The organism is Sphingomonas sp. CFBP 13603 (assembly GCF_014892665.1).
GTDB lineage: Bacteria > Pseudomonadota > Alphaproteobacteria > Sphingomonadales > Sphingomonadaceae > Sphingomonas.
Map to the genome: position 1 here is coordinate 88,849 of NZ_JADBIA010000010.1, position 23,991 is coordinate 112,839.

The 23,991-nt window shown below is 66.3% G+C and carries 20 protein-coding genes; 9 read left to right on the plus strand and 11 right to left on the minus strand.

Features of this window, described 5'->3' with window-relative positions; all coding sequences use genetic code 11:
- The 3 genes from IFR23_RS15040 to IFR23_RS15050 all read right to left on the minus strand — a co-directional run bounded on the left by IFR23_RS15040 (position 1) and on the right by IFR23_RS15050 (position 4,395).
- Positions 1–1,443: a hypothetical protein gene (locus tag IFR23_RS15040; RefSeq protein WP_192976605.1), complete on the minus strand. Its 1,443-nt coding sequence runs from the start codon at positions 1,441–1,443 to the stop codon at positions 1–3.
- An 8-nt stretch (positions 1,444–1,451) separates the two neighbouring features.
- Positions 1,452–2,672, minus strand: a complete 1,221-nt coding sequence (locus tag IFR23_RS15045; protein ID WP_197978468.1) for a hypothetical protein — start codon at positions 2,670–2,672, stop codon at positions 1,452–1,454.
- Between the two features lie 187 nt (positions 2,673–2,859).
- The gene (locus IFR23_RS15050) at positions 2,860–4,395 is read right to left on the minus strand and encodes a CpaF family protein (protein ID WP_107961440.1); all 1,536 of its coding nucleotides are present in this window, start codon (positions 4,393–4,395) and stop codon (positions 2,860–2,862) included.
- Positions 4,396–4,530: 135 nt separating this feature from the next.
- On the opposite strand from IFR23_RS15050, the gene IFR23_RS15055 reads away from it, so the two are divergent.
- Together IFR23_RS15055 and IFR23_RS15060 are read left to right on the plus strand one after the other, a co-directional pair.
- Entirely contained in the window at positions 4,531–6,048 is a 1,518-nt protein-coding gene (locus IFR23_RS15055) for a S1C family serine protease (protein ID WP_192976606.1), read from the plus strand.
- A gap of 78 nt (positions 6,049–6,126) precedes the next feature.
- Positions 6,127–7,689 (plus strand): hypothetical protein, encoded by a 1,563-nt coding sequence (locus IFR23_RS15060; protein WP_192976607.1) that lies wholly within the window; start codon positions 6,127–6,129, stop codon positions 7,687–7,689.
- 3 nt (positions 7,690–7,692) lie between these two features.
- Here the strand turns inward: IFR23_RS15060 and ada are convergent, their stop codons facing one another.
- Positions 7,693–8,721, minus strand: coding sequence for a bifunctional DNA-binding transcriptional regulator/O6-methylguanine-DNA methyltransferase Ada (gene ada / locus IFR23_RS15065; protein WP_192976608.1), 1,029 nt, complete (start codon positions 8,719–8,721; stop codon positions 7,693–7,695).
- A gap of 114 nt (positions 8,722–8,835) precedes the next feature.
- Between ada and IFR23_RS15070 the strand changes: the two genes are divergently transcribed.
- Entirely contained in the window at positions 8,836–9,681 is an 846-nt protein-coding gene (locus tag IFR23_RS15070; RefSeq protein WP_192976609.1) for an oxidoreductase, read from the plus strand.
- A gap of 267 nt (positions 9,682–9,948) precedes the next feature.
- Here IFR23_RS15070 and IFR23_RS15075 read toward each other — a convergent pair whose 3' ends face one another.
- On the minus strand, positions 9,949–10,626 hold the full coding sequence (locus IFR23_RS15075; protein ID WP_192976610.1) for a dienelactone hydrolase family protein: 678 nt from the start codon (positions 10,624–10,626) through the stop codon (positions 9,949–9,951).
- Between the two features lie 332 nt (positions 10,627–10,958).
- Between IFR23_RS15075 and IFR23_RS15080 the strand changes: the two genes are divergently transcribed.
- From IFR23_RS15080 to IFR23_RS15100, 5 genes are all read left to right on the plus strand, one after another.
- Positions 10,959–11,513 carry a F0F1 ATP synthase subunit delta gene (locus tag IFR23_RS15080; RefSeq protein WP_192976611.1) on the plus strand — a complete coding sequence of 185 codons (555 nt, stop codon included), beginning with the start codon at positions 10,959–10,961 and terminating at the stop codon, positions 11,511–11,513.
- Between the two features lie 4 nt (positions 11,514–11,517).
- Complete coding sequence (atpA, locus tag IFR23_RS15085) at positions 11,518–13,047, plus strand: F0F1 ATP synthase subunit alpha (RefSeq protein ID WP_055873607.1); 1,530 nt, start codon at positions 11,518–11,520, stop codon at positions 13,045–13,047.
- Positions 13,048–13,147: 100 nt separating this feature from the next.
- Complete coding sequence (locus IFR23_RS15090) at positions 13,148–14,041, plus strand: F0F1 ATP synthase subunit gamma (RefSeq protein WP_192976612.1); 894 nt, start codon at positions 13,148–13,150, stop codon at positions 14,039–14,041.
- 17 nt (positions 14,042–14,058) lie between these two features.
- Positions 14,059–15,540 carry a F0F1 ATP synthase subunit beta gene (atpD, locus tag IFR23_RS15095; protein ID WP_192976613.1) on the plus strand — a complete coding sequence of 494 codons (1,482 nt, stop codon included), beginning with the start codon at positions 14,059–14,061 and terminating at the stop codon, positions 15,538–15,540.
- 116 nt (positions 15,541–15,656) lie between these two features.
- Complete coding sequence (locus IFR23_RS15100; RefSeq protein ID WP_056488477.1) at positions 15,657–15,911, plus strand: ATP synthase F1 subunit epsilon; 255 nt, start codon at positions 15,657–15,659, stop codon at positions 15,909–15,911.
- A gap of 6 nt (positions 15,912–15,917) precedes the next feature.
- On the opposite strand, the gene IFR23_RS15105 is transcribed toward IFR23_RS15100, so the two are convergent.
- The 3 genes from IFR23_RS15105 to IFR23_RS15115 are packed head-to-tail and all read right to left on the minus strand — an operon-like array spanning position 15,918 to position 20,717.
- Complete coding sequence (locus tag IFR23_RS15105; protein ID WP_274599199.1) at positions 15,918–16,994, minus strand: acyltransferase family protein; 1,077 nt, start codon at positions 16,992–16,994, stop codon at positions 15,918–15,920.
- 48 nt (positions 16,995–17,042) lie between these two features.
- The gene (locus IFR23_RS15110; RefSeq protein ID WP_192976615.1) at positions 17,043–19,214 is read right to left on the minus strand and encodes a primosomal protein N'; all 2,172 of its coding nucleotides are present in this window, start codon (positions 19,212–19,214) and stop codon (positions 17,043–17,045) included.
- A 42-nt stretch (positions 19,215–19,256) separates the two neighbouring features.
- Positions 19,257–20,717, minus strand: coding sequence for a diguanylate cyclase domain-containing protein (locus tag IFR23_RS15115; RefSeq protein WP_192976616.1), 1,461 nt, complete (start codon positions 20,715–20,717; stop codon positions 19,257–19,259).
- 62 nt (positions 20,718–20,779) lie between these two features.
- Between IFR23_RS15115 and IFR23_RS15120 the strand changes: the two genes are divergently transcribed.
- Positions 20,780–21,685: a tyrosine recombinase XerC gene (locus IFR23_RS15120; protein ID WP_244655716.1), complete on the plus strand. Its 906-nt coding sequence runs from the start codon at positions 20,780–20,782 to the stop codon at positions 21,683–21,685.
- Here the strand turns inward: IFR23_RS15120 and IFR23_RS15125 are convergent.
- The 3 genes from IFR23_RS15125 to IFR23_RS15135 form a co-directional block, all read right to left on the minus strand.
- A complete protein-coding gene (locus IFR23_RS15125; protein ID WP_192976617.1) occupies positions 21,682–22,281 on the minus strand; it encodes a DedA family protein in 600 nt (199 codons plus the stop codon). The two genes, IFR23_RS15120 and IFR23_RS15125, sit on opposite strands and share 4 nt — an antisense overlap.
- 175 nt (positions 22,282–22,456) lie before the next feature.
- A complete protein-coding gene (gshB, locus tag IFR23_RS15130; RefSeq protein WP_192976618.1) occupies positions 22,457–23,410 on the minus strand; it encodes a glutathione synthase in 954 nt (317 codons plus the stop codon).
- Between the two features lie 198 nt (positions 23,411–23,608).
- The gene (locus IFR23_RS15135; protein WP_056488495.1) at positions 23,609–23,962 is read right to left on the minus strand and encodes a YraN family protein; all 354 of its coding nucleotides are present in this window, start codon (positions 23,960–23,962) and stop codon (positions 23,609–23,611) included.
- Between the last annotated feature and the right edge of the window lie 29 nt (positions 23,963–23,991).

A 23,991-nucleotide genomic window follows, 5' to 3' on the forward strand; every position in this document is an offset into this window, starting at 1 on the left:
TCAACGGGGAGCGTCGATACGCAGGCGATAGACGCTCTGCGGCAACCCGCCGATCTTCACCGAGCCGACCAGTCGATACCGCGTGGCGATCGCGCGCAGCACGAGCGCCTGGGTCGCGAGGTTCGTGCTGGGCTTGGGCGCGCGTACGACGATCACGCCGGGACGGGCCGCGAGCAGACGCGCGACTTCCACGACCGGATCGACCCCCGTACCGTGCGACTCGGTCGTCTGGCCCAGATGACTGCGGAATATATACGGCGTCGGCAGGCACGACCGGGTCAGGAAGTAGAGGATCGGCTCGCTGCCATAGGCGAACATGCAGCCGCGGGGTTGCTGGCCGATCATCTGGACGAGTTGCGCGATCTGGCGCGCATTGCCGCGTCGTCCGATGCGGACGCTGGTCATGATGGTCGCCGCCAGCACGCCGAACGCCAGTACGGCGGCAAGGCGAACGATGGTCGTGCGGACGGTCGGGCCGCTCAACCCCGTGCCGGCCGCGACCGACAGCGGCAGCGCGAGGGGCAGCAGATAGAGCAGCTCGAACGTGTGCATGATGAGGATCGCGATCACCGCAGCCGCGAGCCATCCGAGCGCGAAGCTTCCCGTTCGACGGCCACGCCACGCAAGCCAGGCGAGCGGCAGGCTCATGCCTACGCCGCCCAGCAGCTTCAGCAGGTTGGAGCTGAGCGTGTCGTCGTCCTGCTGCCCGAAGATCGACAGGAAATTGGCAAAGAGGAAGGCGTCGCCGTGGCCGGCCGCGGCATAGACTATCCAGGCGAGCGCGGTCGGGAACAGCGCTGCACCGACCCACAGGGCGGCATCGGCTGCGAGGCGACCGATCGACCGCCCATCGCGATGCGCGGCCCATACCAGCGTCAGACCGAAGAATATGCCTTCGAACATCGCGGTGTACTTGATCTGCATCGCCAGGCCGATCAGCAGCATCGCACCGGCACCGCGCAGGCTGATGTGTCGGTGGCCGCGCGTCGTATCGAGCACGAGCAGCGCGGCGGCGGCCATCAAGGCGTTGCCCCATACCGCGGACTGGCCGCCCGCACCGTCGAACACGATGAGCCAGACGAGATAGATCAACGCCGCACCGAGGCTCGCCACCGGGCTGGCGTCATCGGGAGTCAGGCGGCTGACGATCCGCGCGACCAGGAATGCCGTGGCGGTGGCGACGAGCGTCGCGGCAAGCTGGTACATCAGCACGCCATCGCCGCCGACGCTGCGGATGGCGGCGAAGATCAGGAACAGGCCGACCGGCTTGCGATCGAAGATGTCGACGAACGGCCATGCGCCGTGCAGCAGGCGATCGCCGACGAGCAGGTAGAATTGCTCGTCGCTATGGATCACCGGATTGCCGAAGAACGGGCTGCGGAGGGCAAAGGCGACGAGGAGCAGGATGATGACCTGCCCCGATCGGTGACGCAGGCTAAACATGGGCAATCCTAATAAAAATGCGTCAATTCGAGCTTGCGTATCGTGCCATCGCACAGACCGAGGGCAACGATGCGGCCGGGCGCTCCAGCCGACCAGGATGCGACCGGACTCGTCGCATAGTCGGGCGGTATGGGCGTGCCGTCGATCGTACAGATCGTGTCGCCGTCCTTCCAGCCCGACGCGGCAGCCGGGCCACCGCGCATGACGTGGAGGATCTTCAGCCGGTTCTTCTCGACGCCGACGAGCAATCCGCTGGTCGAACGGAGTGGGGGCGTACCGGCCTTGGGGCCAGGGCTCAGCACCATGCGGCGGGCACCGGGATCGAGCAGGACGCGGTAATTCTGCAGGAAGCCCGAGCCGATCCGGCCCGCAACGCCGATCGACTGCGAAAAGCCGCCCGCGGGTTCGATCCGGACTTCGACGGCATGCGCGATCAATTCGCCAAGGCGGAGATCGGGCGCGATCGCGAGACCGCTGACCGCCGGTCCCGCGAGCCCGAACGAGATCGCGGTCGTCGAAGGCACGTTCAGCGCCGCGGCCTTCCAGCCGTCCTTCGTCACGGTGATCGACGACCCGTCGCCGGTATCGACGATCACCGGCGCCAATCGACGGCTGCCGAGCGTGGCTGCGCTTTCGTAGACGCTGCGCTCGGGGGACACGCGCAAGGGGGCGGTCTCGCCCTTGAACGGGAGGCGTCCCGACGGGAGCAGGCGGAAACGGTGCGCGGCGTAGTCGATGTCGAGCGCGTGCCCGGCGAGCAGGTCCGCGCCGACCAGCAGGTCTACCGCCGCCAGGCTGCCGGTGGCGATCGCGGGAAGATCGGTGACGGTGACGCCGCCACCGGTGCGCGCGAGGCCGCCGATGGCGAGCGTGCGGGTCGGCATCCACCCCAGTTCGACCGATCCGCCGATCGCACGTGCGCTGCCGCCCGCGACGAGCTTGGCAGTGTCGACTGCGGGGGACGCCTTTGCGAGCAGGGTGTAGCTGACCCCGGTATCGAGGATCGCGGTGACGTCGCGGCCTTCGAGCTGCATCGTGAAGCGGATCTGATTGCCGGGGGTGAGATCGAAGGGCACCCAGCGTGCCTCGGCATCGTCCGCGAGATGGTAGACGCCGCGGTCCCGTGCCGCGGGCGAGATGCTGGCGGCGGGGACGGGTTTCGCCGGTTCGCGCGCAGAGACGATGAGCACCGCCAGCAGCGGGACGAGGGTGAAGAGGGCGCGGCGCATGTCGGCCTGTCCCTAGCGGGTCGGGGGACGGGTACAAGCGGGGTCGAACGTCTGGCCGCTATAGTCGCTCGAACTGCCGCCGTTCTCCGGCGATGGCGGGAGTCCAGGGTTACCGGCGGTGGCGTTCGTGTTTCCTGGGGCCCTGCGATCGCGGGGGCGGTGGCGTTAGAGGGGGAGCGTAAGCCTCTTACAGGCACGCCTCCAGATACGCCTGATCGAACCCGAACTGTTTGGCTTTCTCCAGCGTGTACGGCCGCAGCCCCATCGACCGGTATTCGCCCAGGATCTTGCCATCCGCCGACTCGTCGAGATACTCGAACTTGAACAGCTCCTGCGTGACGATAACCGGGCCTTCCATGCCGATCACCTCGGTGATGTTGGTGACGCGGCGCGAACCGTCGCGCAGGCGCTTCACCTGGATGATCAGCTCGACCGAGTCCGCGATCTGGCGCGAGATCGCTTCCTTCGGCACCTTGATATCCGACATCATCACCATGTTCTCCATACGCGCGAGCGCCTCGCGCGGGGAGTTGGCGTGGAGCGTGCACATCGAGCCGTCGTGACCCGTGTTCATCGCCGCGAGCATGTCGAAACACTCGGAGCCACGAATTTCGCCCAGGATGATCCGGTCAGGCCGCATACGTAGTGCGTTCTTGACGAGATCGCGGATCGAGATTTCGCCCTGGCCCTCCAGGTTGGCAGGCCGCGTCTCGAGCGGGAGCCAGTGCGGCTGTTGCAGGCGAAGCTCGGCGGCGTCCTCGATCGTCAACACGCGCTCGCCGGGGTCGATCATCTTCGACAACGCGTTGAGCATCGTCGTCTTGCCCGAGCCGGTACCGCCCGAGATCACGACGTTGAACCGCGACGCCCCGGCGATCTTCAGCGCGGTCGCCATCTTCGGCGACATCGAGCCGAAGCCCGCCATCATGTCGAGCGTGATCGGTTTGGCGGAGAATTTACGAATCGAGATCGCGGTACCGCGCAAGCTTAGCGGCGGCACGATGACGTTGACGCGCGAGCCGTCCTTCAAGCGCGCATCGGCAAGCGGTGAGGTCTGGTCGACGCGACGGCCGACCGAGTTGACGATCCGTTGCGCGATCTGGAACAGATGCTCCTCGTCGCGGAACTGGATCGGCGCGAGTTCGAGCTTGCCCTTGCGCTCGACATAGGTCTGGTCGGGGCCGTTCACCATGATGTCGGTGATGTTCGGATCGGCCAGCAACTCCTCCAAGGGCCCGAGCCCGAGCAGCTCGTCGACCAGCACCTTTTCCAGCGCGAACTGTTCTCGGCGGTTGAGCGTGAGCTTCAGTTCGGCGAGCACTTCGCCGATGATCGGGCGGAATTCCTCTGCGAGTTCGTCCTTGCCGAGCGTCGCCGCCGCCTCCGGATCGACGCGTTCGAGCAGGCGCGGGAGCACCTGTTCCTTGATCTTGTGGATCGACTGTTCGAAGCCCTCGACACGGCTGTTGCCCGCTTCGCCGCTCGCGTTCTGGCGGTCGGACAGGCGCTGCATCGCGTCCATGTGCGTGCCGGGCATCGTGCCGGGGCCAAAGCCGTCGGTCTCGCCGGGCATCGGCATCGACTCGATCGGCGGGAACTGCGAACCGCCCTCCGGTTCGGGACGCGGCGCGGGGCTGCCGCCCTGCATAGGTCGGGCGACGCCGAATGCGGGCCGGGCCGCTTGCCCCCCGCTGATGCCGTTACGACGCCCGAATGCGCTCATGCCCAAATCCCCGGATGATTGCCCAAGGGGTTAGGGGCCAAGGCTTGATAATTCGCTAACCAAACCGGATGCGTGGGGCACGTCCTGTGAGAGGCGAGGGTTGATCGCGGTCAAGAACTCCCCGAAGGCAGGAGCATGATCCGCCTGCTGCTTCTTCTCGCGCTCACCTTCGGGTTGGCCAGCTCGGCATCGGCCGACGACATCGCCGCCACCGGGCGCGGCGTGGTGCGCGTCGTGACGATCGCAGTGGTCGACGACCAGGTGGTCGGCTTCGGCCATGGCAGCGGTTTCGCGATCGCGCCCAACCGGATCGTGACCAACGCGCACGTCGTCGATCTCGCCGAGCGCTATCCCGACAACGTCGTCGTCGGCATCGTGCCGACCGAGGGCAGCAAGTCCTACCAGGGCAAGGTGATCGCGTACGATTCGCAGCGCGACCTGGCGCTGATCGAGTTCACCGGCGCGCGCCTGCCGCCGAGCGCGCTGTATACCGGGCCGATGAGCGAGGGCGATCCGGTGGTGTCGCTGGGCTTCCCGGGGAACGTCGATCTGGCGACGGCGCGGTCGGCGGCGGATTATATCCGGCCGATGACGCCGGTGCGGTCGGAGGGCGTGCTTTCCGGGCGGCGCGTGTTGAGCAGCATCGAGGTGCTTCTTCACACGGCGAGCATCGCACGCGGCAATTCGGGTGGACCGCTGCTCGACCGGTGCGGGCGGGTGATCGGGGTGAATTCGGCGATCACGCGCGGCGAGGAGGGCGATTCGACGTTCGGGTTCGCGATCGCCGACACCGAGCTCGCGGCCTTCCTCCACGAGGCGAAACAGCCTTATGCGTCGATCGGGACGGGGTGCACGTCGATCGAGGATCGCTTGCGACAGGACGCCGACGCGGATGCGCGGGCGACCGCCGATGCTGCTTCCGCCAGGCGCGACGCCGCGACGCAGGATGCGATGACTCGCGAGGTTGCGCTGGAGAAGGCGCGGACCGAGGCCGGGCGCGCGCGCGAGAACGTCATGGCGCTCGCCGGGCTGCTGCTGGTCGCCGGGGCACTGGTGATCGGGAGCGCGGGACTGCTCGAATCGCGCGGGCAACGGCGGCAGGCGGTGTGGGCGCTGGGTATCGGCGGGCTGAGCGTGCTGGTCGCGATCATCGTGTTCGTGCTGCGGCCTTCGGGCGAGGTCGACGTGCCGCTGTCCGCGCTGCCAAAGACGCGGATCTCGACGCCCGATGCGGCGCTGGGCAAGTTGATGTGCACGCTGATCCCGGAGCGCAGCCGGATCACGATCTCGTCCAGCGAGGACGTGCCGATCGACTGGGGCGCGAAGGGCTGCGTGAACGGCAAGACGCAATATGTCGGCACGCAGAATGGCAATGGGGCTGGCCGATGGGACCGCGTGCTGGTGCCAGACGCCGAGCAGACCGTCTCCGTGCTGTCGTTCGATCCGGCAACGCGCGTCTATTCGAACACGCGCTATCTGATGTCGGCGGCGGGGATGGAGGCGGCGCGGACGGCGCGGGGTGTCGTGCCGAACGTGTGCAACATGGATGAGGCTGCGTTGGGTCGGCTCGCGGGGCAGCAGGCGGCGGTCCGCGCGGTATTGCCGCCGTTGCCGAACGAGAAGCTCGTCTATTCCTGCAAGTCGGCAAAATGAGCGACTTCCGATTGATCGTCTAGATTCTACCGGGGAAAACTGCTCGGTTGCGCCATGACGCTTGGCAAAGGGGGCGAAATGACCAGTGCCGTGGGATGGGTTCGCTGTATCTCGGTCGTAGTCGCCGCGAGCGCGTCATGGGTATCGGCCGCGTCAGAGGCGAAGTGGTTGCGGGCGACGTCCGACCATTTCATCGTCTATTCCAGCGTCGGTGAGAAGGAATTGCGCAAGACCGCGACGCAGCTCGAGCAGTTCGATGGCGTCATGCGCATCCTGCACAATATCGGCGCCCCGACCGCCGAAGCGGGCACCAACCGGGTTACCGTCTACGTCGTCGACGACGCCAGCGACGTTCGCAAACTGATGGGCAAGGGGAGCGCCAACGTCGCCGGGTTCTACGTGCCGCGCGTGAACGGCTCGATCGCCTTCACGCCCCGCTCGGGCGGTGCGGATGGCAATTTGCAGCCGCAGATCGTGCTGTTCCACGAATACGCACATCACTTCCTGCTCGGTACGTTTGCCGCCGCCTATCCCGCCTGGTTTTCCGAAGGCTATGCCGAGTTCGTCTCGACCGCGCGGTTCGAGAAGGACGGCGTGATGGTCGGGATCGCGGCGCAGCACCGGGCCTATAGTTTGTTGAGGACGCGCGGACTGTCGGCGGAACGCTTGTTCGATACCGGATCGCGCCGATTGTCGGACGAGGACCGCGCCTCGCTATATGCGCGTGGCTGGCTGCTGACCCACTACATCATGTTCGACGCGGCACGTGGCGCGACGTTCGGGCGATATCTCGATGCGTTGAACAGGGGCGTTCCCAGCGTTGCGGCGGCACAGGCTGCGTTCGGCGATCTGCGCGCGCTCGATCGCGCGCTCGACGCCTATCTCGCGCGGTCGACCATCCCCGGCATCAAGATCGCCTATTCGCGTCTGCCCGATACGAAGGTGACGGTCGAACCGCTCAGCGCGGGGGCCGAAGCGTTGATGAACCTTCGCATGGAGTCCGAACGTGGCGTCAATCGCCAGACCGCGCAGCCGATCTACGCGCGGGCCAAGGCGATCGCCGCAGCCTATCCGAACGATGCCGTGGCGCAGGGCTGGTTCGCGGAAATGGCCTATGACGCGGTGCAGGACGACGATGCCGAAGCCGCCGCGGACCGCGCCCTCGCGGCTGACCCGAAGATGGCGCAGGCGCTGCTGTACAAGGCGAGGATACACCTGCGCCGCGCGAGCGCCGGCTCCGTCCAGGATCCCGAAGCGTGGAAGGAAGCGCGAAGCTGGATCGTCAAGGCCAACCGCCTCGCGCTCGACGATGCGGAGGCGTTGTCGCTGTATTACGACAGCTTCCGCGCGCAGCGAGCGCCGCCGACCAAGGCGGCGATCACCGGTGTAAAGCGCGCGCTCGAACTCGTGCCGCAGGATCCCGGCCTGCGATTCCGGGTTGCGACGCAGGAGATACGCGACGGCGATGCAGACGATGCCAAACGGACCCTGCGGCCGCTCGCCTTCAATCCGCATCTGCCGGCGGACAATCCCGCAGCGCGTCTGATCACCATCCTGGAATCGGGCAAGATCGGCCCCGACGCGTTGCGATCGCTCGGACAGGGGCAGGGTGAGACGGCCGATCCGCCTCCAGCCGGTTGACGCTCAATCGCGTTCGCGGGTCAGCAGCGCGCGCTTGCGGTCGAGGCCGTAGGCATAGCCGCCGAGCGCGCCACCGATGCGTTGCGCGCGGTGGCAGGGGATGACGATCGAGACCGGGTTCTGGCCGCACGCGGTGCCGGCGGCGCGGACTGCGGCGGGGCGGCCGGCCAGCGCGGCGAGTTCGCTGTAGGTGCGGGTTTCGCCGATCGGGATGGTGCGTAGCGCTTGCCAGATCGCTTCCTGGAAGGCGGTGCCGCGGACGTCTAGCGGGAGGTCTTGGTCGCGGTCGGGGGATTCCACGGCTGCGACGACTTGCGCCGCCAGGTCCGCGAGGGCTTCGCCACCGGGTTCGATCGTGGCGTTGGGGAAGCGGCGGCGAAGTTCGTCCGCGTCTTCGTCGAACGATACGCGGCACAGGCCCTTGTCGGTCGCGGCGACGAACAGCGTGCCTAGGCTCGTATCGGCAGTGGTCCAGCGGATCGTGACGCCTTCGCCGCCGCGTGCCCAGGCGCTGGGGGCCATGCCGAGCCGTTTCGCGTCGGCCTCGTAGAAGCGGCTGGGGGCGGAATAGCCGGCGTCGTAGATCGCTTCGGTCACGGTCGAGTCCTCCGATAAGGCGTTGGCCGCGCGGCCGGTACGGAGCGCCCGCGCGTAGGCGGCGGGGGTAACGCCGGTGGCGCGCTTGAACAGGCGGTGGAAATGATGGGGAGCGTAGCCGACTCTGGCGGCGACTTCGTCTAGCGAGAGGCGGTCTTCGGCGGTTTCGAGCAGTGCGACCGCCGCGGCGACGGCGATGCGGTCGCGGCCGACTTCATCGGGGGTGCAGCGCAGGCAGGCGCGGAAGCCGGCGGCGCGGGCGCTGGCTGCGTCGGGGTGGAAGGTGACGTTCTCGCGCTTGGGGTGGCGCGCGGGGCAGCTTGGCTTGCAGTAGATGCCGGTGGTCTTCACGCCGACGACGAACCGACCGTCCCACGCGCGGTCGCGGGATTCGAACGCAGTCCAGGCGGTTTCGGTGTCGGGGGCGATGCTCATTGGCTCGGTATAGCCGGTCGCGACGTGCGCGCATCCCGTGGCTTGCGCTCAAAGCGGGAGCCAATCGGCGGTCCGGCCGTTCTTCCGTGCATACCCCCTAACGAAAGATGTCTCATGGCCTCCGACACGCCCGTCTGGTTCATTTCCGGCTGCTCGACCGGTTTCGGTCGCGAACTCGCCAAGCTTGTGCTCGCGCGCGGTTGGCGTGCGGTAGTTACTGCGCGCGATGCGGATCGCGTCGCCGATCTGGCGGAGGGCGCGGAGGATCGTGCGCTCGCGCTGTCGCTCGACGTAACGGAGCAGGCGCAGATCGACGATGCGGTCGCGCAGGCCAAGGCGAAGTTCGGGCGGATCGACGTGCTCGTGAACAATGCAGGCTATGGCTATCAGGCGTCGGTAGAGGAGGGCGTCGAGTCCGAGATCCGCGCGCAGTTCGATGCGAACGTGTTCGGGCTGTTTGCGCTGACTCGCGCGGTGCTGCCGATCATGCGGGGGCAGAAGAGCGGTAACATTATCAACATCACGTCGGTCGCGGGTCAGGTCGGATTTCCGGGGTCGGGCTATTACGCCGCTTCGAAGCATGCGGTGGAGGGGTGGTCGGACGCGCTGCTCGCCGAGGTCAAGCCGCTCGGGATCGATGTGACGTGCGTCGAGCCGGGGCCGTTCCGGACGGATTGGGCTGGGCGGTCGCTGAAGCAGACGCCGGTGAAGATCGCCGACTATGCGGATACTGCGGGCAAGCGGCTCGATGGTACGCGTGAGGTTAGCGGGACTCAGGCCGGCGATCCGGTGCGGGCTGGCGAGGCTATGATTGCGCTGACCGAGGATGCGAACCCGCCGCGGCATCTGGTGCTGGGGGCTTGGGGGTATGATGCGGTGACGACGAAGCTGACGGCGCGGCTGAAGGAGATTGAGGCGCATAAGGCGGATAGCCTTGGGGCGGATTTCCCGGGGGAGTAATCTCGGAGGATTTGCAGAGAGTTGTTTCCCCGCGAAGGCGGGGACCCAGACTGGGCTCCCGCCTTCGCGGGAGAACAAGGAAGTAAGCGCGACCTTTACTTCTGTAGCGCCAGCCTGCGCCGAGGCCCTTTACCATAGCCACCACCCCGGCGGAGGCCGGGGCCCAGTTGGAAAGGTGGCAATAACGAAGGGGTGTCCTCCGTTAGCGACGTCCCCCAACTGGGCCCCGGCCTTCGCCGGGGTGGCGCCAAACTGGGAGAGCAGTGATCACCCGCCGTTGGCGCGGAACAGGTCCAGCGTGCGCTGCTTGGCGAGATCCGCACTCGGCTCGTGATAATCCTTCCGCCGGTCCGAATTGAAGCCGTGGCCGGCCTCGTAGACATACACCGTTGCGTTCGGCCAATCCTTGGCGATGACCTGCTCGACGCCCTCCATTGGAATACCGTGGTCGTGGCGACCGAAGTGGAGGATTACCGGCGCCTTGGGTTCCTCGTCCGCCGCGGCCGGGATCATGCTCCCGTAATAGCCGCTCGCCGCTGCCACGCCGGTAAGCTTGGTCGAGCCGAACCACGCGACCGAACCGCCATAGCAATAGCCGACCACGAATACCGGCCCGGCGGGGGCGAGCGTGTCGATGCAGGTCTGGACGTCCTTCAACGACAGCTCGAACGGATGGAGTTGCCGTGCGAGTTCGACGCCGCGGGCGAGGCCTTCGCCCGAATAATCCGCCTCGAAGCCGGGATGCTCGCGATCGAACAGCGCGGGGGCAAGGACCTCATAGCCGTCGGCGGCGTATTCGTCGCAGAGGTCGCGGATGTGGTCGGTTACGCCGAAGATCTCCTGCACCAGCACGAGACCACCGCGACGCTCGCCGGTCGGGTGCGCGTGATAGACCGCGACGCTCGCGCCGTCGGACATCGTCATCGTTTCCATCGTGCCGGTCATTCTCTCGTCCTCGTCGTATGATCCAATTCGTCACCATTATCGTCATTCCCGCGGAGGCGGGAACCCATAGTGGCAGGCCGTGCGATGAAAGCGCCGGGTCCGGAGAATAGGGATCCCCGCCTGCGCGGGGATGACAGGGAGGGGCGGAATCGGGGCCTTCCGACCCTCGATCAATGACAAAACAGTCACAAACCCGCCGCCACGAGCCTCCCGCCGGGTTGCCAATCCGGGAACCCGATGCTACCCGCGCCGCGTCCCATGAGAGGTGCTTTCGCGCCCTCTTCCCCCGTGGGGCGGCACTATTTCGGTTTCATGCGAGGATTGACAGGTCCGTGGAGACATCCGGCGGTATTCAAGCGAGCTTAGGCGGGCGTTATGCGCTGGCCCTGTTCGAACTCGCGCGTGACGCGAAGACGATCGACGCGGTCGAGTCGAGCCTGGCGAATGTGCGCGACGCGCTCGCGCAGTCGGAGGACTTCCGCATGCTGACGTCCAGCCCGATGGTGTCGCGTGGTGCCGCCGTGAAGGCGGTCTCCGCGGTCGCCGACGAACTCGGCGTCGATGCGACCACCAAGAGCTTCCTCGGCGTCCTCGCCGAGAACCACCGGCTGGGCGCGCTGTCAAAGATCATCAAGGCATTCCGGACACTTGCCGCGCAGCATCGCGGCGAGATCGCGGCCGAGGTGACGTCCGCGCATCCGCTGACCGACGAGCAGGTGATCGAGCTGAAGCATCAGCTCCGCCAGCGCGTCGGCCGTGAAGTTTCCGTCGACCTCAGCGTCGACCCATCGTTGCTGGGTGGACTCGTCGTCCGCGTCGGCAGCCAGATGATCGATTCGTCGATCAAGACGCGTCTCAACACTCTCGCGCACGCGATGAAGGGCTAAGCTAATGGATATCCGCGCCGCAGAAATCTCGAAGATCATCAAGGATCAGATCGCCAATTTCGGCACCGAGGCCCAGGTCAGCGAGACCGGCCAGGTGCTGAGCGTCGGCGACGGCATCGCGCGCATCTTCGGCCTCGACAACGTCCAGGCCGGCGAGATGGTCGAATTCTCGAACGGCGTGCAGGGCATGGCGCTCAACCTCGAGGCCGATAACGTCGGCGTCGTGATCTTCGGGAGCGATTCCGAGATCAAGGAAGGCGACATCGTCAAGCGCACCGGCACGATCGTCGACGTGCCGATCGGCAAGGAGCTGCTCGGCCGCGTGGTCGATGGCCTCGGCAACCCGATCGACGGCAAGGGCCCGATCCACACTACCGAGCGTAGCCGCGTCGAAGTGAAGGCACCGGGCATCATCCCGCGCCAGTCGGTCAGCGAGCCGGTCCAGACCGGGCTCAAGGCGATCGACGCACTCGTCCCCGTCGGTCGTGGCCAGCGCGAGCTGATCATCGGCGATCGCCAGACCGGCAAGTCCGCCGTCGCGATCGACGCGTTCATCAACCAGAAGATCGCCAACGCCGGCGACGACGAGTCGAAGAAGCTGTATTGCGTCTATGTCGCGATCGGCCAGAAGCGCTCGACCGTCGCCCAGCTGGTCAAGACGCTCGAAGAGAATGGCGCGATGGAATACACCATCGTCATCGCCGCGACCGCGTCGGACCCCGCACCGCTCCAGTATCTCGCACCCTATACCGGCGTCGCGATGGGCGAGTATTTCCGCGATCGCGGCATGCACGCGCTGATCTGCTACGACGATCTGTCGAAGCAGGCGGTCGCGTATCGCCAGATGTCGCTGCTGCTGCGTCGTCCTCCGGGCCGTGAAGCGTATCCGGGCGACGTGTTCTATCTCCACAGCCGCCTGCTCGAGCGTGCGGCGAAGATGTCGGACGCCAACGGCGGCGGCTCGCTGACCGCGTTGCCGATCATCGAGACGCAGGCGGGCGACGTTTCGGCGTACATCCCGACCAACGTGATCTCGATCACCGACGGCCAGATCTTCCTCGAGACCGACCTGTTCTTCTCGGGCGTGCGTCCGGCGATCAACGTCGGCCTGTCGGTGAGCCGCGTCGGTTCGGCGGCTCAGACCAAGGCGATGAAGAAGGTGTCGGGCTCGATCAAGCTCGAGCTGGCGCAGTACCGCGAGATGGCGGCGTTCGCGCAGTTCGGGTCGGACCTTGATGCGTCGACGCAGAAGCTGCTGAACCGCGGCGCGCGCCTGACCGAGCTGCTGAAGCAGGCACAGTTCTCGCCGCTGCCGTTCGAGGAGCAGACCGTGTCGATCTTCGCCGGCACCAGCGGCTATCTCGACAAGGTGCCGGTCGCCGACGTGACCCGCTACGAGCAGGCGCTGCTGGCCGACATGCGCGCGAACCATGCCGACGTGCTGAAGCTGATCCGCGATACCCGCGACCTGGGTAACGAGGCGAAGGACAAGCTGAAGGCAGCGCTCGAAGCGTTCGCGAAGACGTTTGCATAATTGACCGTCACCCCAGCGAAAGCTGGGGTCTCAGGCCGCTAGCGAGCGGTCTGCGGCACGAGGTCCCAGTGTTCGCTGGGATGACGAGGTAGGAAACTAAATGGCGTCGTTGAAAGCCCTCAAGATCCGCATCGGCTCGGTGAAGTCGACGCAGAAGATCACCAAGGCGATGAAGATGGTCGCCGCTGCGAAGCTGCGCCGTGCGCAGGACGCGGCGGTCGCCGGGCGTCCGTATGCCGAGCGTCTCGAAGCGGTGATGGCGAGCCTCGCGGGGCGCGTCGGCATCGCGCCGGGCGCATCGCCGCTGCTCGCGGGCACCGGCAAGGACCAGGTCCACCTGATCGTCATCGCGACGTCGGAGCGTGGCTTGGCCGGTGCGTTCAACACCAACATCGTCCGCGCCGCTCGCCGCAAGGCTGAGGAGCTGATCGCAGCCGGCAAGACCGTTAAGTTCTACGTCGCCGGCAAGAAGGGGCGCGTGATCAAGCGCTTCTTCCCGAACGACATCCTCGCCGACCACGAGATGAGCCAGATCAAGAAGCTAGCATTCAGCGACGCGCAGGAGATCTCGGAAGACCTGATCAAGCGCTTCGGCGAAGGCCAGTTCGACGTGGCGCATCTGTTCTACGCGAAGTTCGTCTCGGCGCTGGTGCAGGTGCCGACCGGTATCCAAATCATCCCGATCCCGCTGTCGGCGATCCCCGGTGCGGAAGCCAAGCCGGGTGCGCCAGCAGAGGCCGTGGTCGAGTATGAGCCCGACGAGGAAGCGATCCTCGCCGACCTGCTGCCGCGCAACGTCGCGATCCAGATTTTCCGCGCGCTGCTCGAAAATGCGGCGTCGGAGCAGGGTTCGCGCATGAACGCGATGGACAACGCCACGCGCAATGCCGGCGACATGATCACGCGTCTCTCGATCCAGTATAACCGTACCCGCCAAGCCGCGATCACGACCGAGCTGGTCGAAATCATCTCGGGCGCCGAAGCGCTCAAGTAAGTCCAAGGAAGCAGACAATGGCAACCGCCCCAGAGACCCTCGGAACCACGCTCGCCCCCAAGGCCACCAACAACACCGGCCGCATCTCGCAGGTCATCGGTGCGGTCGTCGACGTGCATTTCCCCGACAATTTGCCCGCCATTCTGTCGGCGCTCGAAACCGACAACAACGGCAACCGGCTCGTCCTCGAAGTCGCGCAGCATCTTGGCGAGAACACCGTTCGCACGATCGCGATGGACGCCACCGAGGGTCTGACCCGCGGCCAGACCGTCACCGACACCGGCTCGCAGATCCGCGTGCCGGTCGGCCCGAAGACGCTCGGCCGCATCCTCAACGTCATCGGCGAGCCGATCGACGAGCGTGGCCCGGTCGGCGCAGAGACGACCGCCCCCATCCACGCCTCGGCACCGCTGTTCGTCGACCAGTCGACCGAGAGCGCGATCCTGGTCACCGGCATCAAGGTCATCGATCTGCTCGCGCCATACGCGAAGGGCGGCAAGATCGGCCTGTTCGGCGGCGCCGGCGTCGGCAAGACCGTGCTGATCCAGGAGCTGATCAACAACATCGCCAAGGGCCATGGCGGCACCTCGGTGTTCGCGGGCGTCGGCGAGCGTACCCGCGAGGGTAACGATCTCTACCACGAGTTCCTCGACGCGGGCGTCATCGCCAAGGATGCCAACGGCAATCCGCAGTCGGAAGGCTCGAAGGTCGCGCTGGTATTCGGCCAGATGAACGAGCCGCCAGGCGCACGCGCCCGCGTCGCGCTGTCGGGCCTGACGATCGCCGAGTATTTCCGCGACGTCGAAGGCCAGGACGTGCTGTTCTTCGTCGACAACATCTTCCGCTTCACGCAGGCGGGCGCAGAGGTTTCGGCACTTCTCGGCCGCATTCCTTCGGCAGTGGGCTACCAGCCGACGCTGTCGACCGACATGGGCGCGCTGCAGGAGCGCATCACGTCGACCAACAAGGGTTCGATCACCTCGGTGCAGGCCGTGTACGTGCCGGCCGACGATCTCACCGATCCGGCACCGGCAACGTCGTTCGCGCATCTCGATGCGACGACCAACCTCAACCGCGCGATTTCGGAGCTGGGCATCTACCCGGCGGTCGATCCGCTCGACTCGACGAGCCGTCTGCTCGAGCCACGCGTCGTCGGCCAGGAGCATTACGACACCGCGCGCGCCGTCCAGTCGACGTTGCAGAAGTACAAGTCACTGCAGGACATCATCGCCATCCTCGGCATGGACGAGCTGTCCGAAGAGGATAAGCTCACCGTCCAGCGTGCGCGTAAGATCCAGAAGTTCCTGAGCCAGCCGTTCCACGTCGCCGAGGTCTTCACCGGCATCAGCGGCAAGTTCGTCCAGCTGGAGGATACGGTCCGGTCGTTCAAGGCGGTGGTCGAGGGCGAGTATGATCACCTCCCCGAGGCCGCGTTCTACATGGTCGGCGGCATCGACGAGGCCGTCGCCAAGGCCGAGAAGATGGCTTCCGAGGCTTAAGCTTAGCTCCCTCCCCTTTAGGGGAGGGTTGGGGTGGGGCCTGACCGCGAGCGTCGTGCCTGCCGCACTCCCCCACCCCGACCCTCCCCTGAAGGGGAGGGAGTGAGAAGATAGACATGCTGCATTTCGAACTCGTCACGCCAGAAAAGCTCGTCCGCTCGGAGGAGGTCTACATGGTCGTCGTCCCCGGCACCGAAGGCGATTTCGGCGTGCTGGAAGGCCACGCGCCGTTCATGTCGACGGTCCGCGACGGCGGCGTGCAGATCTTCCGCACGCAGAACGGCACCCCCGAGATCATCGCGATCAAGGGCGGTTTCGCCGAGGTCAACGCCAAGGGCCTGACCGTCCTCGCCGAACACGCCGGCGAGTAAGCCTCGTCAGGCGAGCGCGGGTGCTCGTCTGATCGATACCGGTCGGCGACGCTTCAACCGTGCCAGCAACGGTTGCTCTATCCACCGATGTACGGCCAGGCCCAGCATCGTCGATGCGACGACGAACGCCAGCATGAACGCATAGGGTGACATGATCGGGAGATAGCCTCGTACCATCCAGAGCAGCTGGATCAGGCAGGGATGCGTGAGGTACGTCGAGTAAGATGCGTCGCCGACACGCGCTACGACCCGCTCGAACCGTCCCTCGGCGATCGCATCAATCACGCCGATCATCACCAATGCCCAGGGTATGCCCCAGGTCCAGGTCCGAGAAAGACTTGAGCTCCCCGCTACCAGGACCTCGATCTCAAGCGGCAGCGGCAAGCCCAGCCCGAATGTGATCCCTATGGCCAATAGAGCGACGCCCGTGACCAATGCGGGCGCTGCAATGTGCGCGCTAATTCTCCGGTGCCACGCTATCCAAACGCCCACGCCAAGTGCGAATTCGAGGAGGAGTGGATTGAGCAGAATGCGCGCTGGTGCCCATCCCGGGTGGATCAGGAGCCCCGTCAGTGCAACCGCCACGGTCAGCGCAAGCAGTATCGCGATACGGTGGCTGCGTGCGCGCATTGCGATGGCCACCAGCGCGTAAAAGGCGAACTCAAACCCCAGGGTCCAGCCCGGATACAGCGCCGGAACGTGATAGCCGGCGCCATCCAGGATCGGCAGGACTGTTATCGACATTACCGCGGCTTGAACTGTTGGCGGGGTATGCATGATCGTCATGTAGAATGCGCTGACGCATGCGAATAATGGTACGATCCGTAGCCATCGATTTGCCAGGAACCGCCAAGGCGCGCGATCGGCGGTCGAAAGCCAGTGCGCCATAACGAACCCGCTGATTACGAAGAACAGGTCGACCCCGCTCGCGCCAAATACCGACAGATTGGGAACAGACGGTACAAACTGGCCTGTCATCGCGACCGGACCGGACTCAATCACGTCCGATGCGTGCATCATCAACACGAGTGTCGCCGCGAGAGCGCGGAGCCACTGAATGGGTGCTATGCGACCTGATGCCATGACGAAGGATTATCGTCAGAGCCGTTAAGGTAGCGTTGCGTTATGCAATTACAGGAAGTTGTAGGGGTCGACGTCTACCGTAACCCGCACCTTCGACGGCCAGTCCAGCTTTCCCAGCCATTCCCGGATCACATCCTGCACGTCCAGCGCGCGGCGCGCGTGGACGAGTAGCCGATAGCGATGGCGTCCGCGCAACATCGCCAGCGGCGCTGGGGCAGGTCCGTAGACGTGCATTCCTTCGACTTCCGGGGCGCTGCGGCCGACGAGCTTGGCCGTATCGTGCGCGCACGTCTGGTCTTCCGACGATACCACGATCGCGGCATAGCGCCCGAAAGGCGGCGCCCCCGCATCCTTCCGCGCATCCGTCTCCGCGGCGTAGAACGCGTCCGCGTCGCCGGTGATGAGCGCCTGCATCACCTGCGCGCCGGGGCTGTGCGTCTGGATGAACACGTGGCCCGGCTTCTCGCCACGCCCGGCGCGACCCGACACCTGCCGGATCTGCTGGAACGTACGCTCCGCCGCACGCAGGTCGCCGCCGTCTAGACCGAGATCCGCATCGACCACGCCTACCAAGGTAAGGTTCGGGAAGTGATACCCCTTCGTCACCAGCTGCGTGCCGACGACGATGTCGATGTCGCCCGCCTCCATCCGCCCGACGAACTCCGCGGCCTTGGCAGGCGACCAGATCGTATCCGACGTGACGACCGCCGTTTTCGCCTCGGGGAACAGTGCGGTCACCTCGTCCGCGATCCGTTCGACACCGGGCCCGCAGGCGACGAGCGTATCTTCGCCCTTGCACTCCGGACACACGCGCGGCGTCGGCTCCGCGTGCCCGCAATGATGGCACGCCAACCGTCGCGTCAGGCGATGCTCGACCATCCACGCGGTGCAGTTCGGGCACTGGAACCGGTGCCCGCAGGTCCGGCATAGCGTGAGCGGCGCATAGCCGCGGCGGTTGAGGAAGAGTAACGACTGCTCGCGCCGTTCCAGCGTCGCCTGCATCGCCTTCACCAGCCGCGGGGCGAGCCAGCGACCGCGTTCGGGCGGCTCCTTGATCAGGTCGATCGGCTCGATCGTCGGCATCTCCGCCGCGCCGAACCGGCCCGGCAGCTTCAACTCCGCATAGCGTCCGGTCACGACCTGCTGCCGCGTCTCGATCGCTGGTGTCGCGGAAGCGAGGATCACCGGACACCCCTCGAACTTGCCGCGCATCACCGCGACGTCGCGGGCGTGATAATGCACGCCCTCTTCCTGCTTGAAGCTGGTCTCGTGCGCCTCGTCGACGACGATCAGCCCGAGATCGCGGTACGGCAGGAACAGCGCTGACCGCGCGCCCACCGTCACCAGCGCCTCGCCGCTCGCGATCGCTCGCCAAGCCCGCCGCCGCTGGGTGGAGCGCAGGCCCGAATGCCACGCGATCGGCTCGCACCCGAACCGGTCGTGGAAACGCTTCAGGAACGGCTCGGTCAGCGCGATCTCGGGGAGCAGCACCAGCGTCTGGCGCCCATCGCGGATCGCCTGCGCGACCGCCTCGAAATACACCTCGGTCTTGCCCGAGCCGGTGACTCCGTCGAGCAGGGTGGGGTGGAACGCATGCTCGGCGACGCCCGCGACGAGAGCATTGGCCGCCGCGCGCTGGTCTTCCGACAACACCGGCTCGTGATGTTGTGGATCGGGCACGGGGTAGGGGACGTCGATGCTGACCTCGACCGCCTCGATCGCACCGACCTTCACCAGCCCGCGGATAACCGCGTCGCTGACCTCCGCCAGCGTCGCCAGTTCGCGGATCAGCCCCTGGCGATCACCGATCCGCTCCAAGGCCTGCTCGCGCTGAGGGGTGAGCCGCGGTGGCACGACCCCGGTAGAACGATACTCGACAGCGGTTCGCGCGCCCTCCAGCGCCGAGGTCGACGCCAGCGTCATCCGCAGCACCAAGGCCGCGGGCGCGAGGTAATAATCCGCCGTCCACTCGACCAGGCGTCGCAGCGGCGCACCCAAGGGCGGCACATCCGAGACCGCGAGCAGATTGCGCAACCGGTTGTCGCCGACCTCCGCATCGGACGGCATCCGCTCCGCCTCCCACACCACGCCGAGCAACTGCCGCGGCCCGAGCGGCGCGACCACGATCGAGCCTGGCTCGACCTCCATGCCGGCAGGCACGCGGTAGTCGAGCGGCCCTAGGGCGGCGTTGAGGATCAGGACACGGGCGCGGGACGACATCGTGTCGGTATATGGGGGCGGATCGACTCCGCGTGAACCGTCTTAAGCCGCGTTGCGCCTGTCGGTCCGCCGGCGTTCGCCGATCCGCGCGCGTTTCGCCTTGTAGAGGATCGTATCGGCGCGGTGGACGAAATCGCGGATCGCATGGCAATCCGGCTCCAGCGGAGCGATCCCCACGGTGCCGGCGCTGACCATCGCAAGTCCGTTGAGCGCGATCGGAAAGCGCAAAGCCTCCTCCAGCCGCGCGCAGACATGGCTCGGTTGCGCGACGAGGCCCGGATTGTCGATCAGCACCGCGAACTCGTCGCCGCCCAGTCGCGCGGCGAAGCTGCCCTTCAGCCACGGCGCCTGCAGGACCCGGCCGACATCGCGCAAGACGTCGTCGCCCGCGGTATGGCCGAGCGTGTCGTTGATCGCCTTGAACCCATCGAGATCGACCAGCGCGAGCAACAGCGGCGTGCCATCCGCATGCGCACGCGTCATCGCCGAATCGAGCGCACGATCGAACGCGGCGCGATTGGCGATGCCGGTCAGCGAATCGGTATCAGCGCTCCGCCGCAAGATCGTTTCGAGGGCATGGCGTTCGGTCACGTCCTGGAACACGCCGACGAACCCGATCGTCGTGCCGCCGTCGGTTTCCAGTTCGCCGAGCACGCGCACCCGGCGTGGCTCACCCTGCGCGGTCGTGAAGTCGACCTCGATATCGAACGGCACCCCCGTTTCCAGGGTATGCGCCATCGATGCGTTGAGCTTCTCCCCCGCGTGTGGCGGGTAGAAGCTCATTGCTGCGTCCATGTCGGGCACGGGGCCGACCGGCAGCCCATAGATGTGAAACACGCCGTCGGACCAACCCATGTCCTGGTGGTCGAGCGAGGTCCGCCACGAGCCCATCGCCGCCATCCGCTCCGCCTGGCGAAAGATGCGATCCTGGCGGGCGAGCGCCGCGGCTTGTTTGTCGGCGGTGGTGGCGATCGCGATCGCCTGATGAGCGGCGGAGCGCGCGGCGATCGTCGCCTCGGCCAGCGTCGCGAGATGGGTCAGCGCACGACGGCCGGCGTCGTTCAGGCTGCGGGGTACCGTATCGATCACGCATATCGTGCCGATCGCGTGACGTTCGCCGGTGCCGTCGACCGCGTGGATCGCGGCGCCTGCGTAAAACCGGGCGCCTCTTTCCGCCATGACGAGCGGGTTCTTCGCGAATCGCGAATCGGCGTCGAGGTCTTCGATGACGAGCGGATCCTCGTTCTGGATCGTGTAGGCGCACATGCCGATGTCGCGGCTGATCTCGCCGCGCTCGCCACCGGCCGCCGCCTTGATCCAGAGCCTGTCGCTGTCGACCAGGGTCATCAGCGCGGTCGGGCAGTCCAGCATTTCGGCCGCGAGTGCGACGAGCGCGTCGAATTCGCGTTCCGGCTCGCTATCCAGCAACGCGAGCGCGTGAAGCGCCGCCACGCGCCGCGCTTCATCTGCAAAGATATCGAACGGGAGATCGGCGGGGGACATGGCACTCGATATCGCAAGGGGGGTTAATTTTCTTTGCAGGCGGAACGCGTTACTGTCCAACGATGGACTATGAGGATCCCCTGCCGCCGTCGATGCTCTGGGCGGACCATCTTGCGCGCGATCGTCGGCGATCGGTGCACACGGTGCGTGCCTACCAGGCATCGGCGGAGCGGCTGACGGCGTTCCTGGTCGGGCATTGGGGCGAGCGGATCACGCGCGGGGAGTTGGCGCGGGTGACGGCGACGGACCTGCGGGCGTATCTGGCGCAGCGTCGCGAGGCGGGGTTGGGCAACGCATCCGCGGCGCGCGAATTGTCGGCGGTGCGCGGGTTTCTCGCCTGGGCGAACGAAGGCGCGGAGCAGCCGCGGATGCGGGGGCCGCGCGTGAAGGCGGGCGTGCCGCGACCGATCTCGCCGGCCGAAGCGGTTGCGCTGGCTGAGGAGGTCGCCGACGATGCCGCCGAGCCGTGGATCGGCGCGCGCGACTGGGCGGTGTTGATGCTGTTGTACGGCGCAGGCTTGCGAATCGGCGAGGCGTTGACGTTGCGGGGCGATATCCTGCCGCTCGGTGAGACGATCCGGGTGACAGGCAAGCGCGCCAAGACGCGCGTGGTGCCCTTGTTGCCGCAGGTGCGTACGGCGATCGAAGCATATGTCGCACAGACGCCGTGGCCGGCTACGCGCGGCGAACCGCTGTTCCGCGGGGCTAAGGGCGGGGCGTTGTCGCCGGTGATGATCCGCCGGGCGGTTCAGTCCGCGAGGGCGCGGTTGGGGCTGGGCGATCGGACGACGCCGCATGCTCTGCGGCATAGTTTCGCGACTCATCTGCTGGGGCGGGGGGCGGATCTGCGCGCGCTGCAGGAGTTGCTCGGCCATGCGAGCCTGAGTTCGACGCAGGTCTATACGCAGGTCGATGCCGCGCATCTGATGGAGGTGTACCGCAACGCCCATCCGCATGGCGGGGTCTAGCCCTTCGGCTTCCAGGTCAGCACGCGCCAGCCATAGCCGATGATGATGACCACGAACGTCGCCACCGCGACCGGTCCGACATAGCGGTCGAGTTCCTCGAAATGCGAGCCGAGCAGGATGCCGGCATAGGTGAGCACGGTGTTCCAGATCGCGCTGCCCGCGGCCGTCCAGATCACGAACTGCCATATCGGCATGCGCGTCATCCCCGCCGGCAGTGAAATGACGGTGCGGAAGGTCGGCATGAAGCGGAACACGAAGATCACCCAGCCGCCGCGCTTCGTGAAGAAGCGGTGGATCTTCTCGACGTCGGACCATTCCATCGTCAGCCAGCGACCGTTGCGCTCGATGAACGGACGGAAGCGTTCGTAGCCGATGTTGCGGCCGATATAATACCAGAAGTAGTTGCCGACGACCGAGCCCGCGGTGCCCCAGGCGATCAGCGGCACGACGCTCATGTTGCCACGCGCGACCGCCATGCCGCCGAGCCCCATGATGACTTCCGACGGCACCGGCGGCACAATATTCTCGATCGCCATCAACAGGAAGATACCGAAATATCCGCCCCAGGCGATGAGATCGAGGATGAATTCGGTCATGGGTATCACATACTGCCGGGATGCCGGATGTGTTCCGCGACGTGCTCCACCATTGCACCACCCCGGCGAAGGCCGGGGCCCAATTGGGGGACGGTCATGACGGAGGACAGCGCTCCGTGACCGCGACCTTTCCAATTGGGCCCCGGCCTTCGCCGGGGTGGTATCTTCGATCCAGTTACCGCACGGCGACCTTCGCCTCGATCGCATCCCAGATCATGCCGGCCACGTCCGTCCCATCGAAGTTCGAGATCGCGACGATCCCGGTCGGCGATGTAACGTTTATCTCCGTCAGCCACGTGCCACCGATCACGTCGATCCCCACGAACAGCAGCCCGCGCTTCTTCAGTTCCGGCCCGAGCACCGCGCAGATCTCGCGCTCCTTGTCGGTCAGCACCGACTTCTCCGCCGACCCGCCGACCGCAAGGTTCGAACGGATCTCGCCCTCGCCCGGAAGCCGGTTGATCGCACCCGCGACCTCGCCGTCGATCAGCACGATCCGCTTGTCGCCCTTCGCCACGTCGGGGAGGAACGCCTGGACCATGTGCGGCTCGCGCCACGTCATGTTGAAGACCTCCATCAGCGCCGACAGGTTCGCGCCGTCCGACTCGACCTTGAAGATCGCCTTGCCGCCATTGCCGTGCAGCGGCTTGATCACGATCGCGCCGTGTTCGGCGAGGAATTTCCGCGCCTCGTCGAGCGAGCGCGTGACGAGCGTCGGCGGCATGAACTGCGGATAGTCGAGCACGAACACCTTCTCGGGCGCGTTCCGCACCTGCGCGGGATCGTTCACGACCAGCGTCTTGTCGGCGATCCGCTCGAGCAGGTGCGTCGCGGTGATGTAGCCGAGATCGAACGGTGGATCCTGGCGCATGAGGACGACATCCGCCTCGTCGCCGAGATCGAGGTTGACGGGTTCACCGACGCTGAAGTGATCGCCGACGACGCGCTGCACGGTGACCGGATGCGCCTTCGCCCAGACGCGGCCGTCACGGTAGTTCAGGTCCTCGGCCGAGTAATGGAAGAGCGTGTGCCCGCGGTCCTGCGCGGACAGCATTAACGCGAAGGTCGAATCGCCGGCGATGTTGATGCTGTCGAGCGGGTCCATCTGGACGGCGACGGTGAGGCTCATGCGTCTTCCTTCTGTTCGGTCGAGCGCATGTAGGCGCGGGCGGGCGCGAAGTCATCGGCTGACGTGGCACGCTTAACCCCGTCATCCTGACGAAAGTCAGGATCCAGGATGATCGAGGGCATAGCTTCGTGGCTCTGGGTCCTGACTTTCGTCAGGATGACGGAAGCTTTGCGAGGTTTCGCCACGAATGGTCGAGGCCTACCCGATCCACGCATTCTCGATATGGCGCGGTCGGGTGCCAGGGGCGAGCAGGATCACGTCGACGCGGATATCGTCGCCGGGGCCGGCATAGCGCGGCATCAGATATTCCGCCGCTGCGGCAACGCGCGCGAGGCGGCGCTCGTCGATCGCGAAGTCGAGTTCGGCGGCGGTCGCGCGGGTTTTAACCTCGACGAAGGCGACGAGGTTTCCCTTTCGCGCGACAAGGTCGACCTCGCCAGCGGGCGTGCGGACCCGGCGATCGAGGATGCTCCAGCCCTTCAACCGCAACCACCACCCCGCCAAGCGCTCACCGCGCCGGCCGGCGATCTCCGCAGAACGACGGTCACGCATTCCCGCACCCTTCCAGCGAAGGGGAGAGG

Excerpts from the sequence above, each read along its gene's own strand:
- IFR23_RS15040 (WP_192976605.1), bottom strand. The coding sequence starts at position 1,443 with ATGTTTAGCCTGCGTCACCGATCGGGGCAGGTCATCATCCTGCTCCTC.
- IFR23_RS15045 (WP_197978468.1), bottom strand. The coding sequence starts at position 2,672 with ATGCGCCGCGCCCTCTTCACCCTCGTCCCGCTGCTGGCGGTGCTCATC.
- IFR23_RS15050 (WP_107961440.1), bottom strand. The coding sequence starts at position 4,395 with ATGAGCGCATTCGGGCGTCGTAACGGCATCAGCGGGGGGCAAGCGGCC.
- IFR23_RS15055 (WP_192976606.1), top strand. The coding sequence starts at position 4,531 with ATGATCCGCCTGCTGCTTCTTCTCGCGCTCACCTTCGGGTTGGCCAGC.
- IFR23_RS15060 (WP_192976607.1), top strand. The coding sequence starts at position 6,127 with ATGACCAGTGCCGTGGGATGGGTTCGCTGTATCTCGGTCGTAGTCGCC.
- ada (WP_192976608.1), bottom strand. The coding sequence starts at position 8,721 with ATGAGCATCGCCCCCGACACCGAAACCGCCTGGACTGCGTTCGAATCC.
- IFR23_RS15070 (WP_192976609.1), top strand. The coding sequence starts at position 8,836 with ATGGCCTCCGACACGCCCGTCTGGTTCATTTCCGGCTGCTCGACCGGT.
- IFR23_RS15075 (WP_192976610.1), bottom strand. The coding sequence starts at position 10,626 with ATGACCGGCACGATGGAAACGATGACGATGTCCGACGGCGCGAGCGTC.
- atpA (WP_055873607.1), top strand. The coding sequence starts at position 11,518 with ATGGATATCCGCGCCGCAGAAATCTCGAAGATCATCAAGGATCAGATC.
- IFR23_RS15090 (WP_192976612.1), top strand. The coding sequence starts at position 13,148 with ATGGCGTCGTTGAAAGCCCTCAAGATCCGCATCGGCTCGGTGAAGTCG.
- atpD (WP_192976613.1), top strand. The coding sequence starts at position 14,059 with ATGGCAACCGCCCCAGAGACCCTCGGAACCACGCTCGCCCCCAAGGCC.
- IFR23_RS15100 (WP_056488477.1), top strand. The coding sequence starts at position 15,657 with ATGCTGCATTTCGAACTCGTCACGCCAGAAAAGCTCGTCCGCTCGGAG.
- IFR23_RS15105 (WP_274599199.1), bottom strand. The coding sequence starts at position 16,994 with ATGGCATCAGGTCGCATAGCACCCATTCAGTGGCTCCGCGCTCTCGCG.
- IFR23_RS15110 (WP_192976615.1), bottom strand. The coding sequence starts at position 19,214 with ATGTCGTCCCGCGCCCGTGTCCTGATCCTCAACGCCGCCCTAGGGCCG.
- IFR23_RS15115 (WP_192976616.1), bottom strand. The coding sequence starts at position 20,717 with ATGTCCCCCGCCGATCTCCCGTTCGATATCTTTGCAGATGAAGCGCGG.
- IFR23_RS15120 (WP_244655716.1), top strand. The coding sequence starts at position 20,780 with ATGGACTATGAGGATCCCCTGCCGCCGTCGATGCTCTGGGCGGACCAT.
- IFR23_RS15125 (WP_192976617.1), bottom strand. The coding sequence starts at position 22,281 with ATGACCGAATTCATCCTCGATCTCATCGCCTGGGGCGGATATTTCGGT.
- gshB (WP_192976618.1), bottom strand. The coding sequence starts at position 23,410 with ATGAGCCTCACCGTCGCCGTCCAGATGGACCCGCTCGACAGCATCAAC.
- IFR23_RS15135 (WP_056488495.1), bottom strand. The coding sequence starts at position 23,962 with ATGCGTGACCGTCGTTCTGCGGAGATCGCCGGCCGGCGCGGTGAGCGC.